The sequence below is a fragment of the Photorhabdus sp. P32 genome (genome assembly GCF_038085095.1).
Classification (GTDB): Bacteria; Pseudomonadota; Gammaproteobacteria; order Enterobacterales; family Enterobacteriaceae; genus Photorhabdus; species Photorhabdus luminescens.
Window position 1 is genome coordinate 46,061 of the sequence record NZ_JAZGJN010000292.1, and the last position, 14,441, is coordinate 60,501.

At 46.0% G+C, this 14,441-nt stretch carries 19 protein-coding genes; 2 read left to right on the plus strand and 17 right to left on the minus strand.

The annotated features are described in order from the left end of the window. From V2H77_RS21640 to V2H77_RS21685, 10 genes are all read right to left on the minus strand, one after another. The gene (locus tag V2H77_RS21640; RefSeq protein WP_015836352.1) at nucleotides 1-417 is read right to left on the minus strand and encodes a phage tail protein; all 417 of its coding nucleotides are present in this window, start codon (nucleotides 415-417) and stop codon (nucleotides 1-3) included. Next, nucleotides 410-586, minus strand: coding sequence for an Rz1-like lysis system protein LysC (lysC, locus tag V2H77_RS21645; protein ID WP_331430136.1), 177 nt, complete (start codon nucleotides 584-586; stop codon nucleotides 410-412). The genes V2H77_RS21640 and lysC overlap by 8 nt, the downstream gene beginning before the upstream one ends. Beyond that, nucleotides 558-944: a hypothetical protein gene (locus V2H77_RS21650; protein ID WP_015836353.1), complete on the minus strand. Its 387-nt coding sequence runs from the start codon at nucleotides 942-944 to the stop codon at nucleotides 558-560. The genes lysC and V2H77_RS21650 overlap by 29 nt, the downstream gene beginning before the upstream one ends. Further along, on the minus strand, nucleotides 941-1,336 hold the full coding sequence (locus tag V2H77_RS21655) for a structural protein (RefSeq protein WP_341500430.1): 396 nt from the start codon (nucleotides 1,334-1,336) through the stop codon (nucleotides 941-943). Before V2H77_RS21655 ends, V2H77_RS21650 begins: the two co-directional genes overlap by 4 nt. Beyond that, nucleotides 1,329-1,652 carry a phage holin, lambda family gene (locus V2H77_RS21660; protein ID WP_341500431.1) on the minus strand — a complete coding sequence of 108 codons (324 nt, stop codon included), beginning with the start codon at nucleotides 1,650-1,652 and terminating at the stop codon, nucleotides 1,329-1,331. Before V2H77_RS21660 ends, V2H77_RS21655 begins: the two co-directional genes overlap by 8 nt. A gap of 3 nt (nucleotides 1,653-1,655) precedes the next feature. Beyond that, nucleotides 1,656-1,859 carry a tail protein X gene (locus V2H77_RS21665; RefSeq protein ID WP_132345239.1) on the minus strand — a complete coding sequence of 68 codons (204 nt, stop codon included), beginning with the start codon at nucleotides 1,857-1,859 and terminating at the stop codon, nucleotides 1,656-1,658. After that, nucleotides 1,859-2,323 carry a head completion/stabilization protein gene (locus tag V2H77_RS21670; RefSeq protein ID WP_341500432.1) on the minus strand — a complete coding sequence of 155 codons (465 nt, stop codon included), beginning with the start codon at nucleotides 2,321-2,323 and terminating at the stop codon, nucleotides 1,859-1,861. The genes V2H77_RS21665 and V2H77_RS21670 overlap by 1 nt, the downstream gene beginning before the upstream one ends. An 84-nt stretch (nucleotides 2,324-2,407) precedes the next feature. Continuing rightward, nucleotides 2,408-3,073: a phage terminase small subunit gene (gene gpM / locus V2H77_RS21675; RefSeq protein WP_341500433.1), complete on the minus strand. Its 666-nt coding sequence runs from the start codon at nucleotides 3,071-3,073 to the stop codon at nucleotides 2,408-2,410. Further along, a complete protein-coding gene (locus tag V2H77_RS21680) occupies nucleotides 3,066-4,181 on the minus strand; it encodes a phage major capsid protein, P2 family (RefSeq protein ID WP_015836359.1) in 1,116 nt (371 codons plus the stop codon). Before V2H77_RS21680 ends, gpM begins: the two co-directional genes overlap by 8 nt. Before the next feature lie 14 nt (nucleotides 4,182-4,195). Further along, nucleotides 4,196-5,032, minus strand: coding sequence for a GPO family capsid scaffolding protein (locus tag V2H77_RS21685; protein WP_015836360.1), 837 nt, complete (start codon nucleotides 5,030-5,032; stop codon nucleotides 4,196-4,198). A 142-nt stretch (nucleotides 5,033-5,174) separates the two neighbouring features. Between V2H77_RS21685 and V2H77_RS21690 the strand changes: the two genes are divergently transcribed. Both V2H77_RS21690 and V2H77_RS21695 read left to right on the plus strand, forming a co-directional pair. Continuing rightward, the gene (locus V2H77_RS21690) at nucleotides 5,175-6,932 is read left to right on the plus strand and encodes a terminase ATPase subunit family protein (protein WP_341500434.1); all 1,758 of its coding nucleotides are present in this window, start codon (nucleotides 5,175-5,177) and stop codon (nucleotides 6,930-6,932) included. Beyond that, nucleotides 6,932-7,978 carry a phage portal protein gene (locus tag V2H77_RS21695; RefSeq protein ID WP_341500435.1) on the plus strand — a complete coding sequence of 349 codons (1,047 nt, stop codon included), beginning with the start codon at nucleotides 6,932-6,934 and terminating at the stop codon, nucleotides 7,976-7,978. The genes V2H77_RS21690 and V2H77_RS21695 overlap by 1 nt, the downstream gene beginning before the upstream one ends. A gap of 308 nt (nucleotides 7,979-8,286) precedes the next feature. Here V2H77_RS21695 and V2H77_RS21700 read toward each other — a convergent pair whose 3' ends face one another. The 7 genes from V2H77_RS21700 to V2H77_RS21730 all read right to left on the minus strand — a co-directional run bounded on the left by V2H77_RS21700 (nucleotide 8,287) and on the right by V2H77_RS21730 (nucleotide 14,387). Continuing rightward, nucleotides 8,287-9,381: a DUF3800 domain-containing protein gene (locus V2H77_RS21700; protein ID WP_341500436.1), complete on the minus strand. Its 1,095-nt coding sequence runs from the start codon at nucleotides 9,379-9,381 to the stop codon at nucleotides 8,287-8,289. 91 nt (nucleotides 9,382-9,472) lie between these two features. Next, nucleotides 9,473-10,597 (minus strand): DNA cytosine methyltransferase, encoded by a 1,125-nt coding sequence (locus V2H77_RS21705; protein ID WP_341500501.1) that lies wholly within the window; start codon nucleotides 10,595-10,597, stop codon nucleotides 9,473-9,475. A gap of 2 nt (nucleotides 10,598-10,599) precedes the next feature. Further along, on the minus strand, nucleotides 10,600-12,729 hold the full coding sequence (locus tag V2H77_RS21710; protein WP_445935639.1) for a replication endonuclease: 2,130 nt from the start codon (nucleotides 12,727-12,729) through the stop codon (nucleotides 10,600-10,602). Beyond that, nucleotides 12,726-13,541 carry a DNA adenine methylase gene (locus V2H77_RS21715; protein WP_341500437.1) on the minus strand — a complete coding sequence of 272 codons (816 nt, stop codon included), beginning with the start codon at nucleotides 13,539-13,541 and terminating at the stop codon, nucleotides 12,726-12,728. Before V2H77_RS21715 ends, V2H77_RS21710 begins: the two co-directional genes overlap by 4 nt. Before the next feature lie 4 nt (nucleotides 13,542-13,545). Beyond that, nucleotides 13,546-13,767 (minus strand): TraR/DksA C4-type zinc finger protein, encoded by a 222-nt coding sequence (locus V2H77_RS21720; RefSeq protein ID WP_341500438.1) that lies wholly within the window; start codon nucleotides 13,765-13,767, stop codon nucleotides 13,546-13,548. Further along, entirely contained in the window at nucleotides 13,760-13,954 is a 195-nt protein-coding gene (locus V2H77_RS21725; protein ID WP_225814221.1) for a DUF2732 family protein, read from the minus strand. The genes V2H77_RS21720 and V2H77_RS21725 overlap by 8 nt, the downstream gene beginning before the upstream one ends. Nucleotides 13,955-14,027: 73 nt before the next feature. Next, complete coding sequence (locus V2H77_RS21730) at nucleotides 14,028-14,387, minus strand: DUF5347 family protein (protein WP_341500439.1); 360 nt, start codon at nucleotides 14,385-14,387, stop codon at nucleotides 14,028-14,030. Nucleotides 14,388-14,441: the final 54 nt, after the last annotated feature.

Genomic DNA, 14,441 nt, shown 5'->3' on the forward strand with positions numbered 1-14,441 from the left:
TCACCACCTGTCAAATGGGTTTTCAGGCTCAGGAATGGCGCTCACTGTGCTGACCTGCCCTTGCTGGGTGACCAGTACACACTCGGTCAGTTTCAGATCAATACTGATATCAGCGGTATCATCATTGAGAATATTCACGTCAAAGGTAAAGCCGCTGCGGCGATTGTCAGGATTAGCGAAAATATCTGGCTGGTGCTCACGTATCCAGTACACGATAACCGCCATGAGCACATCCTGATCATCGGGATAGGCTTCAATAATCAGGTTTAGCGTGTATTCATATTCGTAAGACAAGGAGAGTGCCAATGTCGCCAGCACGGTGCCATCTTCAACAAACAAGTGCAGGTATTCAGGGTTGTCACGCAAGTAGGAGATCTTTTCTGTCAGAACTTTTCGCAAGGCGTTAGGCTTATTCATGTGTCACTTCTCTAGTCTGTTCTATTTGTCGAATGGCCTGTTTATCCAGATTGCACTGTTCAATAACCGCCAGTAACTGTGCATTCAGCAACAAACTATCACCCCATGTCATTGTGTCGGATATGACCGGGGGCAGACAGTCAGCGAGCAGATGCGTCGGAATCGGCATCAACGGTACCTGAACGTATTCGGTTCGCGTGCTGCTGCAACCGGACAACAGCCCTATCAGGAACAGCACGACTAGCGCAATCATTACCGACAACAACAGTTTTGATAGCCGCCTGAATTTGTGCAGAATCCACCGCTGATCGCTTACGATTTTCGTTATTAACCCGTGTGATATCATTGATTATCCTGATGGTTTGGAATGCGTTATCGGTAATGGTTTGCTGTTGTTCATACCGCTGGCTCAGTTTTTGATATTCATCGCTTTTCTGCTGATACTCACCGTAATAGAACCAGAGCAGGCCAGACACTGCCGCCAGCATAAGCATACTCAAGGTGAGTATGTGCAGATTGAACCTCATAACAGCTCAAACGCCCGTTTAATGATCGTATCGGAATATGGTTGCTGTCCGTTCTCTATTTGAATGATGGCGCAAACTAATCGGGTCATGATCACCTGGTTATCAACATCAATTACCACGTTACAGGGAATACCAACCGACCGGCTCATATATGCAATGTAACTTTCGGTATCATTTTCATTCGGGGGCGCCCAACGAGAAATTATCTGCCGGATACTGTTCAATCCGTATTTTCGTTCATAATTGCGGATAATCTTGATAATGGCCCGTATGCCGTATTCTGGTGATACAAATTGACAAAATGACGGGTCTGTTTGTATGTCGTGCAATCCCAGCCATTTATCGCCGTGGCGGATATTGCCCGGATTATGGTTGCGAACACCTCTAGTCATGTGATTTGTCTCCCAAACGTTTATTGATTGCACGAAGGGCAAATTCACGTAGTTTTTCAACACCAATAAAACCAATGGCGCCCCCCAAAGCCGGTGAAACACTGCTAGGAATGCCAAACAGTTCCAACCCGCTGGAAACACCCCACGACAACGCGCCACATAGCAACGGTTCAACCCTGCGTTTTCTCCGCTCTACGCCGTCATAAATCAGACGGCCATAACAGATCAATACAGCCAGCAAGGAGCCGGATATTTGCGGCCATAAATTTCTCAGGCCATTCAATAAATCGGCCCATAAATCCGGTTGTTTGTCCATTTTCTAATCCCATAATTGAATGATGGGCATTACAGGGGAAGGAGTGATTTCAGGCAATTCAACCTCGGTACCATGCGGCAGGATGGCCCCAAAATCGGCCAAACCGGGATTGGCTTCTAATACCAGTTCGGTGACTCCCTGTGTTCGTCCATAGTAGCGCCAGCATAATGAATCCACGGTGTCATACTGTTGTGCCCTTACCCACATTAGATCAACTCCACAATCACATGATTCTGTCCCTGTATCCGGCGCATCGCCCATTGCGCATTTCGCCACAAGTCGTCAATAGTGGTTTCCATCGCCTCAGCCTTTTTACTGCCAGTCTGGGTGGTGTCGATATCGCGGTAATGCTCAGTCAAATTGGCTTTGGTCAGGCTAAAGATGGCGCGGTAATACAGATAAACCAGCTCGCTTTCTTCATTAATGCAGGCAGAGGGAATGGCGTTTAATGTGTGGTATCCCTTTGCAATATTGAGCAATCGCCAACGGTTCAGCTCGCGATTGACCTCGACAATAGCGTTGGTGATGGCCTGCTTTAAGCGCTCTAGTGTTACAGTGCCATCGGTGCGCATCTCGTCACGGTAGCGGCTGATCTTGATCGCGGGGAAAAAGTCATCGCCGGCCATAGTGGTGTCAGCATCCGTTACGGGTTCGGTTGAAATAAAATCCATACAGTTCCCCTGAATAGGTGGGCGGTGGACGAAGTTTTGAATGAATCGCCACTCCGTGCCGCCCCAGCGCGTTGGCACGTCCCGTTAACTGTTGGCGTGCTCTTGATTGCGAAGTGCTCTGGCGAGTTGCTCCAAATCTTTCTTCACACCAACATGATTGTTCAATTCTAAGGCCCGACTCAGTGAACAATAGGCCGGTTGTGGCAGGTCATTATCCCGCTGACTGTAACCGAGCCATTTGTACAACTCGGCGAGTACCTTGTCGGGCATATCCTGATCGTGAGTCAGGTATATCGCCCGCTCCAGCGTGGCAAGGGGCATCTGTGACTTGGCGGTATAGCAACGCTTGGCTGCATCGGCAATTTCCTCGGCAATAGCACAACCTGTTGTACGTGAATGCGTTTCTGGCATGGAGAGCCGATACCGCAAGGCATACTCTGCAATGTCCAGCGCCCCATCGTAATCACCGGCATCAATACGCCACAGCAAGATATACATCAGTACATCATCCTGCCCACCACGGCCACCCTGTAAAACGCCCGCTACCCACGGCGCATAACGGGGCAGAAACTGCCGTTTCAGTTCGGCCTTGCGTTCCATCGACTGAATACGCTTAAGCTGTCGGCGGTCTTGCTCCAACATCAGCAGCATCTGGTTATAACCACCGTTATTCTGCAAGCCGGGGCCATTCAGTTGAGCCGCTTCTTTCGCCTGCAAGTACATCCGGTGACGTTGCCACGGGCTAGCCATTCTGGCTCTCATTATCAGAAACTGTGTTTTGCTTGGTCACAATATTGATAGATTGCGGCTGTCCAGTCTGGCTTTTCGCCGCCAGCATTTCGATATTTTCAATCAGGGCCACGCCGCGATAATCCTCAACGACATATGCTTCATTCACCGATTCGTAGTTTTCGATGCGATCACGTTTGGGGTTATCCAACATCGAACGTCGGCGAGTGCCTTCCTGATAGTAAATGGACAAATTATCCAGTCGGGAGATAAACAGCGCTTTAGGCGGGAAGTACGGCACCCGCACCGCAGGCAAGTTACCAATGCGTTTCTGGCTGATAATCACGTCCGCCGCCATTCTCTCGGTGTTAGGCTGTACCTGATTGACCAGCGGGAAATATTTGTCAGCCAGCAATTCACGACCACAGATAACCACCAGTTCGGTGTCGTCCTGATATTCCGGATCAATGGCATTGTTGACCGCATCCATGACCAATGCATCAAGATTATTGAAATCGCCGCCATCGCCGACACGGATAATTTTGGCAATCACTTTGCCGTTATCGTCGGTGATACTGCTCATCACATGATCGGGGGCATCCTGCCGGACTTTTTGCAACCAGCCGATATTCACATCTTCCAACATCGGATACTGCACCCTGTTTGAGGTCTTGGCGCGCTTCACCCCGTTCCAGCCGATCATAATTCGATCCAGTGCCTGACGTCGGATAATGGCGTTACGGATACGTAGCTGGAAATTCTTGAACTTCGCCCACAAGTCCAGTTTTTTATAAGTTAGGCTTGTATCAAAGTTCGTCTGTTCGCACTTGTACTCTATAACGGTCATACGACTGGGATCGGTAGTTTCTCGCTCTTTATCATCGGTGTCGGTGGTACCGGCAATAGTCGAACCCACACCCAACCCAATCGCCTCACCCGACTGTTCACTAACGGGAACCATGTTGATTTTTTGCAAGAATTCTGCACTTTGCTGGATTTCATCTTCCAGTGTCTGTGCTACTGAGGGTTCAACTTGCACTTTGCCACTAAAGGCGCTGGCTTCTACACCGTGAATTTCGCCTAGTCGGGTCAGATAGGCGTTAAATTTCAGGCGGGTTTCGTTCTTCATCGGATTTTGCTCCGTTAACAGTTAGTCAGGTATTCGCCGGTTGCGGTGTCGTGAGTCTGTGTTCCCAATGAAACTGGGCGCTGTGTTGTCTGACTGTCTTGCTGGCTTAACTGGATTTTCAAGTTGTTAAGTTGGGTTTCCAGTGCAACCTGTTGTTGTTTCAATGACGCGATTTCACCGATCTGTTGAGACAATTTCGTCACCTGTTCAGCCGTGTTTTGCTGCTCTTGCGCGCACAGTTCAACGGCCTGATGGATGTCGGTAAAACGTGTATCATCGTTCTGCTGCTTTTTCTGGAAGAACGTCTGTACACGGGAAAAGAGAGATATTTTTTCGGTTTCCTCTGGCGAATTAAGAAATTCGAACTGAGTTTCTTCCGCAACGGTAAAAACATTGTTTGGGTGCTGCTTGCGTGAGTTCAGCGGGTTATTAGCCGCATTGGCGCTGAACTGCAACATTTCCGTTCCAAGGCTGGCTGGACTGTCTGTAACGGCCAATCCCACCAGATACGCGCCGCCGAAATCAGCAAAATCCAGGTTGATTTCGGCGGAAGTGTAAACTTTTTGGCGCTGGCGGTTCATTTCCACCAGATCATCAGTAGGTGAAAGAACCCCATACAACCCCAGCTTACCCGCCAACACACCTTCCTTGATTTCTTCGGTAAAAACTGATTCCACGTCACCAAAGCGCGGACTCCATGAAAAATTGTAATGTTCCATGTTGATACGTGCGCCGTAGGTCTGCGGGTCATAGTTGGCGGCAATCTGCGTCAGCCATTCGCGCTGGACCTTGCGCCCGTCTGTGGTGGCGCCTTCCACACAAATTCGAAAGGGTTTGGATTTTTTCGGCATTGTAAGCCCCAGTTATCTATGGGTCAGTCATGGCCTACTAGTTTGTATCGTCAGGTCGAGGAAACAATAAAATGCGGTTGTGTCTGGTCTGGCACACAGGGCAGACACAGAGAAATAACAGGCGGGTCTGTAGTCTGGCAGCATGAAAACAACACCTGATTTTGATCCCCGTAAGCGCGCAATGCACCTGTATTTTAACGGGTACCGGATCGCACGGATTGCGGAAATGCTCAACGAAAAAGCGGCCACTATCCATAGCTGGAAACGCCGTGACAAATGGGACGAGGTGACCTCGTTTGAGCGGGTCGAGTTGTCCCTTGAAGCCCGACTATGTCAGCTCATCGCTAAAGAGCAAAAAGAAGGTAAGGACTTTAAGGAAATTGACCTACTGCACCGTCAGTTAGAACGACAGGCACGGATCAGGAAGTACAACAGCGGCGGCAATGAAACCGATCTGAACCCCAAAATTGCCAACCGCAATAAAGGCGAGCGTCGGCCACCGGAAAAGAATGTATTCAGCGAAGAACAAGTCAAAAAGCTGGAAGACATTTTCCGCTCGACTATGTTTGATTATCAAAGCGTCTGGTATCACGCAGGATTAGCGCATCGTATCCGCAATATCCTGAAATCCCGCCAGATTGGCGCAACATTCTTTTTTGCCCGTGAAGCCCTGATCGATGCGTTAACTACCGGACGCAATCAGATTTTTCTCTCTGCCAGTAAGGCTCAGGCCCACGTTTTTAAGCAGTACATTCTGGAAATGGCACGGGAAGTAAACGTCGAACTAAAAGGCGATCCAATCACCTTAAACAATGGTGCCACGCTGTATTTTCTCGGTACCAATGCCCGTACAGCACAAAGCTATCACGGTAATCTTTATCTAGATGAATATTTCTGGATACCTAAATTTCAAGAACTGCGCAAAGTAGCGTCTGGTATGGCTATGCATAAAAAATGGCGCCAGACCTATTTCTCTACCCCATCCAGCCTAACCCACAGCGCTTACCCGTACTGGTCAGGCAAACTGTTTAACCGTGGCCGCGCCAAGGCCAATCGTATTGACATTGATATTAGCCATCAAGCATTAGCCAGCGGCCTGCTATGCGCCGATGGTCAGTGGCGGCAGATTGTCACGGTTGAAGATGCAGTCAGGAGCGGCTGTAACCTGTTTGATATTGACCAGTTACAGCTGGAATACAGCCCAGACGAGTACCAGAACTTACTGCTGTGTAAGTTTATGGACGATATCGAATCCATTTTCTCACTGCAACTGATGCAGGGTTGCATGGTTGATAGCTGGGAAGTCTGGGACGATGTGCAACCCCTGATGCTACGCCCCTATGGTTATCACCCAGTTTGGATAGGTTATGACCCCGCCAAAGGTGGCGAGAATGGCGACAGTGCTGGCTGTGTCGTAGTCGCTCCACCGCTAGTACCAAGTGGCAAGTTCCGCATCCTTGAACGTCATCAGTGGCGTGGAATGAACTTTCGCGCCCAATCTGACGCCATTAAGCGACTAACGGAACAGTATAACGTCGAGTATATCGGCATTGACTCGACTGGCGTCGGACATGGAGTTTACCAAAACGTCAAAGAGTTTTTCCCATCCGCGCGGGAGTTTGTCTATAACCCCACAGTTAAGAATGCCCTGGTACTTAAGGCATGGGACATTATCAACCATCGCCGGCTGGAGTTTGACGCCGGCCAGACTGACATTGCACAAAGTTTTATGGCTATCCGTCGTTCTACTACCGCCAGCGGCAACCGCCCGACCTATGAAGCCAGCCGCAGCGAGGAAGCCAGTCACGCAGATCTGGCATGGGCCACCATGCACGCCCTGTTTAATGAACCAATTACTGGTGACACTCCCCACCATAGAAATATTGTTGAGGTTTACTGATGAGCCGTAAAAGCAGAAAACGCAGCCCGGCGGTGAAAACCACAGCCACCGCCAGCTCGTCCATATCTATTGAAGCATTTACTTTTGGCGACCCGATCCCCGTCCTTGACCGGCGCGAGGTGTTTGATTATCTGGAATGTGTGCTGGTCGATAATTGGTATGAACCCCCGATTAGTTTTAACGGGCTAGCACTGTCGTTTCGCTCTGCACCGCACCACAGCAGCGCGGTATATGTGAAACGCAATATTTTAACCAGCACGTTTATTCCGCATCGCTTACTGAGTCGGCAGGCGTTCGACTCATGGGCGCTGGACTTTATGCTGTTTGGTAATGCTTACCTTGAACAACGCAAGAATCGCCTCGGCCAGCCTTTAAAGCTGAATCACTGCCCGGCCAAATTCACCCGACGCGGTAACGACTTGGACACCTACTGGTTTGTAAAATATGGCTACAGCAGCCAACCATACCCGTTCCCAACAGGGCAAGTGTTTCATTTGATTGAACCTGATATTAATCAGGAACTCTACGGCCTGCCGGAATATCTAGCCGCACTGCCGTCGGCATTACTGAATGAATCGGCTACGCTTTTTCGCCGCAAGTATTACCTGAACGGTTCCCATGCAGGTTATATCCTGTATATCAGCGACGCGTCGCAAAACCTATCCGATATCGACAATATCCGCGATGCGCTGAAAAATTCCAAAGGGCCAGGTAATTTCCGTAATCTGTTTCTGTATGCCCCCGGTGGCAAAAAAGACGGTATCCAAACTATTCCACTGTCTGAAGCAGCAGCTAAGGATGAATTTTTAAATATCAAGAATGCCAGCCGCGACGACATACTGGCCGCGCACCGCGTACCACCGCAGATGATGGGGATTATTCCACAGAATACCGGTGGCTTTGGCGATGTTGAGAAGGCGGCCAAGGTGTTCGTGCGTAATGAACTAATGCCATTGCAAAGTAAGATGAAACAATTAAATGATTGGATAGGGGAAGACGTGATCCGGTTTGAACGGTATTCGTTGGATCTGGATGAAGACGAATAGCCCGCGTTATTGATTGTGAGGCCGCCTACTGAGCAGTCTTTTTTTGTCTGGAAGAAATATAGTTTCAATAAATAATTATTACATTATGAAATTTGAGACCAGCACAGCAACCAGACGCCACCGCGCACAGTCGTGACCCCGCCGCGCCTGCCCACTAAATGTAGTGCTTTTTATGCACCTGAAAGAGATCGTCCCAAAGGCGCCAATACTGGCGCTTTGTGGGGCATGAGATCCTTTTTTGATCTTGCGGATTGGTACGTAGAATAGGTAGTTTTACAGAGCTTTATGTCAGATTAAATATAACTATTTTACTTTCGTGCTTTGTTTAAAAAATCTGCTACATGATTGACCAAGTTTAATCCTCCCTCAAATTCAAGTCCTAGTTCTTGAGGAGTAATATCTATACTTGGCCATATAGCTATCCCTCCTTCACATAGATGTTGTAGATTTAATTCATTTAATTTATTAAATAAGGAATCTTTATCTTTATTGTAATGAATTCTATTTAGCCAATAAGCAAATGAACTTGAAATAATATCAGCAATTTGTAATTGCTTATGATCTTCTGATTTTGCAAAAATTAATTCTTTTGCTTTTAAAGGTAATTCAAACCTTCTTTTATCATATCCAAGCTCTATCTCTGACTGGGTTTTATCCATAAGCAATCTAAATGTTTCTTTTTTAGATTCAATCGCTTTTGAGTCATCGTGAATTATATTAAATCCATCCTGATATACTTTTCCCCATAAAACAGAATGAGAAAACAAAGCAGGAATAGCAGGATCTAATGCTGTTTTATCCACCGTATAAAGTACGTCTCTAACAATATGCCGTGTTCTAATTATTTCGGATATAATATCTCTCAATTTTACATTCGAACATTTCTCATATAACCCTTGAATGTTTGAATAAAAATTACTTATATCTTCTTCTGTTTTTTTCTGTATCATTTTGATAAATGACATATACATTTCATCTACATGTTCTTTTTCAAAAAAATTTAAAAAGATAATAAAGAATACGTTTGAATAAGAGATGTTTAGTCCATTTTTGTATAGATCTCTACCCTCTGCATGCCATTGACTTTCTATTAATATATCTACAATTTTACTAACAACCATAAAGGGTTTGTTAAATATAGAAATTTTGACATTATTAGGGTTAATTAAATGATTGCTCATTAGATTAATTATACTATCTTTTCCATTGGTACTCTTTCTGAGTCGTTTAAAATGAACCTCTGTAGTAGAATTGCTTTGAATAATATTAATTAATTCATTTGATTGTTCATCATCAAAATTACACGAAGCTAATACAAATACTGGCTGTTCACTGTCTGTAAGGTTATGCCCTGTATTTCCTGACTCATCAAAATATATATTAGTAAAATTATTTTCTTTCATACTAATATCCCCTTATTTAATAAAATCACTGTATATAAGAAAGTATCTAGAATATAGTCAATATTGCATTTTGCCAATAAGTACAATTTATTTATATAAATGGATAAATATTATCTTTTGGTATTAAAATTCGCTTACCAATCCATGCCATCACAGGCACAGCCATTGAATTCCCAATTGCCCGATAACGATGACAATCGGGACAATCTGCCGGTGCTTTTCCGTTCCATGGAATTTGGGTATGACTGTCGGGAAAACCCTGTAGTCTTTCGCATTCCACTGGTGTTAAACGGCGCACAGCCCCATGAGTTGCTATTAGATCAGTAGCGCTTCTATCATCTCTGGAGCGCAGTGTTGATGAAATATCATCTGTCCGGTATTCACCAAACGAAAGCAACCGATACGTAGATACCAATCCGCTGGTTCTCTGAGAAAATATCTCCTTATTGCTCATGCCAATACCACCTGAGTTTAATGTCGGATGCGGGTTTAACTCTGAGTCCCAGAGATTACCGATAACAGCACGGCTTCCAGCATTTCCGGTAACTGTTTCCCTCGCCGTTTTGCGCGATTCAGAATCCCAGCGCATGCTGCCTGGCTCAAAAAGTATTTTTGCGGGACAGATGTCTGTTCTAGCACTTGCGACAACAAACACACGGCGACGTCGTTGGGCCACTCCGAAATATTGAGCATCCAGCACTCGCCATGCAACGGCTCTTTGTGGTCCAGACACATAACCTGAGTTCGTCCATTTCTTCCTTGACGGCTGCAATGGTTCATCTTCTCCGGTAAGCCCCGCAAGAAAACAACCAAAGGCATTATCTTTACTGGATAGAACTCCGGGGACATTTTCCCAGACGATAATTGAAGGCTGTTCGCCGTTTGCTGCTCTGACGAAATCAATGACATTTGCCAACTCCACGAATGATAATGTTAGTTTTCCCCGCTCATCGTCCAACCCATTACGCAGACCTGCAATGCTGAACGCCTGACAGGGTGTACCACCAACCAGAATATCCGGCGCATCGGCCTGATTTTCGGTAATCATGGCGGGGATTTCAGTCATATCCCCCAGATTTCGGACATAAGGCCAGTGATATTGCAGTACCGCGCTGGGGAATTTCTCAATTTCACTGAACCATGCCGGAGACATACCCAGCGGTTCCCATGCCACACTGACGGCTTCAATACCGGAACAAACCGAGCCGAAACGCATATTCACGATAGGTTTTTCCTCATTTCACCAATATTCTTAATCTGCTGCCGCAACACATCGCGGCGTTCCTCCCTCTGCCGTTCCGTATCTATCGGAATAAAGCCTCCATCCGCCTGTAACTTGAACGACTGTTCACCAATGTTAATTTTTCCCCCAATGATTAATGATTTCGCCATAGCCCGGCAAAAATCCATCCCGATTGAATCCGCATAATCGATAATTTTTTCGACTAACCGCTCACCCCCGCTGACTGTACCGTAACTCCCCGTACAGTTATTGACAGAACTCCAAGGGGCAGAAACCCCCAACCCCCTCCCTTTAACATCAGCGTTAACTTTCGGCACAATTTGCCATTTGACCTCACGAGTAAGATAAGAAGAGGATTCCCCGATACGGGGTGAGTAGACACCTGAAATACGTTGTACATCCTCACCGTAAGCGTTGCCCTGTTCAGTGATTTCATAGGACAACCGCACCGTTAAATCTTTCCGTGCCACCAGAGGCCCACCCTGGAACTCGGTATAGGCGAACCAGTCCCCCACATCCGCAGCAAATCGGACATTATCCATATCTGCATCAGACAAGATTTGCTCATCACCACTCAAACGACGCAATTCGCGCCAGACGGAAACGGGCGCACCGCCGATCTGCTGAAACTGCCGGATACGCCAACGGCTGGCCCAGGCAGAAACAGACCGTGACATATCTTTAAGAAGTTGGCCTGTTTCCCCATCCTTTTCACCGTCCAGTGCGTAACCGTCGATATTCTTAGAGATGTACTTGGCGATATAGCCCGTGGCCGAGCCTTTTGTCTTATCGATAGGCTTCACATGGAATCGTGCTTTAAGTGCCTTTTGCCCTTGTAACTCTTCTGAATCTTCCAACCGGGCGTAATAACACATGATGTCACGCATTTCATCGACATGTTCAGGACGCATAAACAGCAACATGTGCCAATGCGGCGTGCCATCATGGTGAGGTTCAACTACACGAAAACCGAAGGCGCTGATCCCTGCACGGGAATAAGCCGCCCTGATTTTCGCCCAGACGTTGCACAGATATTTTTGTGTATCACGGGGACTGGCCCCGTTCCAATTTGAAACAAAGCCACCGACATTATGGACAGCGTGATATTTTGATGGCGCGGTGATGGTATAAAACTCACCGACATAGCCGAGTTCGTCAGCCAGATTTTCAAAACCGCGCATTCTCACCATCAATTCACTACGGCGGACAGCGGGATTAGCCACACTACCGAGCACCATATCTTCCAGAGGCACCCTGTCACCCTGTTCATTCTCAACATCAAACTGTTTGATAAAATCCCAATTGCGGCGTTTCTGCTCTAACCATTCGCGCAGCGTACCACGGGAAACATAGGGAGATGCTGACTTCTGCACTTGGCCTACCGCAATAGCCATATGCTCGGCGCGAATGTCACGCATTCTTTTCAAGCGGGCATACCACCATTTATCCGACATCATGCGCAAGAGACCAGCACACAACTGATCGACTGTGGCGCCTTCCCTGCCTTTGGTGAACTGCTGCCAGTAAGGTGCTGTAGTGCCGACTTGTTGAGCCAGTTTCGCTAGTAGCTTATAAACACGGATAAAGCGCTGGTTAGCTTCCTCCTCGTTTACAGGTTGCTGGTCAACATACTGTGCAGATGCATTTTCATAGCTTTCAGCCATGAAACGGGCAATTTCCCACGCAAGCTGCCTGATATCTCTACGATCCAGTGTGACCAGTTTTTCCAACTGCTCAATAAAAGGAAATGGAGTAACACCTGATACATGATGTTTGAATTGATAACGTTCAGTGACTTTATTCAGCCGTGGTAATACATTCTCGCCAAACTGACGCAAAAACGTATTAGCACGGCGGCGACCATTACACCCTGACTGGGTAAATATTTTTTTGTACCGGGTGGCAAAATAGAGCGCCAAAAAATCGGGCAGATTGCCGACAATATTATGGCGCCAGTCATGATCGTCAGGATTCACCTGCCACATAATCTGTTCAGCTAACGTTGATTCGCGGGGCAAGCCGGGTTTGAACATCTCATATTGCAGGTGTTTTGACTTCTGGTAATCGCTGTTGTGTTCCTGCAACAAGTCGATTAATTCACTCATGCGCCCGCCTCTAATGTCGCAATAATCTCTATTGCTGGCTGACAGTCGCCATTAGCGGCAATGGTGCGCGGTGCTTCTATTTCATGGATAGTGAACCCCAGATCGGCATAAAGTTCTTTAGCTTCAATGGAATTGGAAACGATGACAGGAACACCCAATAATTCATTAAGCTGTTTCAGAGAAGTAGCAAGCTCCTGATGGTCATTATGAGAAAAACCATTTTTGCAATACTGAGTGAAATTAACGCCTTTGGTGAAATAGGGAGGATCGCAATAAACCACATCCCAAAAATCAACTATTTTCAGTATTTCGCGCCAATCGGCACAACGGATAGAGGCAATCTTGGATTTCTCAGCAAACGCCAATATTTCTACTTCAGGAAAGTAAGGCTTTTTACAGTTCCCAAAAGGTACATTGAATTCACCTTTTGAGTTATAACGACGCAGGCCATTAAAGCAATGCCGGTTTAGAAATAGAAATACCGATGCGTGCCATATTTGTGATTTATATTTTACATCGTCAGAATTAAATAAATCTCTCAGACAATAAAACCCATGTTCGCTATTAAAATACGAAAACCAGTCTTGCGCAGAATTTATAAACCCATCACAATTATCTTTGATGCACTGATACATATCAATTAAGTCGCTGTTGGCATCCGCAATTAAATACGCATCATATTGAGTATTCATCATCACAGAACATGAACCTGCGAACGGTTCAACCAATCGTTGACCTGCTGGCAAATAGGGCAGCAATTTATCCATAATGCGGACTTTGGAACCTAACCACTTCAAGATAGTTTTATTCACCAATTCATATACTCCGATAATGCTTCTGTTTCAGTTCAAAAACTTCCTGACATGCGACGCAGCGGATGACTCCAGCGATATTCATCCGGCGTTCCACGGGGATAATTTGGTTACACTCTTCACATTCAAACGCAGAGACACCGACAAAGCGGTTTACATGCTCTGATATTCTGCGCTCTAGCGTTTCCTCAGCATGTTGGCAAGCATGGTCAATTTCCCTAGACACTCTCCAACTCCCGTGCTTCGTGTTCTATTTTCTCAGCTTCACTGTTCAGCAATGCAGATGAAGCAGCATAATCCAATTTATTTGCCACAATATGCGCTGCGATTTTTAACAGACGAGAAGAAGAACGCTCTGCTAATATCTTACGTTCATCTTCTCTATTTCTTTTAATTAATTGCTCTATATTCATTTTTTATTTCCTATTTTTAGGCAATAAAAACCCCTACGAATTTACGCATTAATTTCTTAAATTATGCTTTAAATTAATATTGGGCTGATTTTGGCAATGCCAATTTATCTGGCAATATAGACGCCACAGCCCGAAGTTGATTAATTGCCAGTATTAATGATCGCCGCTCCTCTATTGTTAACTCCTTAAACTCAACGTGATAACGTTCTTTATCAAAACCTGCCAAGTGAAAAATTAAATGCAAAACCCGTTCATTATTTCTAACGCGATTATTTGTGCGATCGCGCATAGTTTCAATGAAATCTGCTAATTTGTTATTATTTTCTTTATTATCACAAAAATACCGATTACGCGCCTCAGATGCTTTATTGAGACCATCGATTTTCTCATCCAGTGTTAAGACAACCGCACGGCACGGTTCTGTATTCGCCATTTCATCACCTGTAAATAAAAACTAATAACGGAGTTAATATCACAGTTGCCAAAC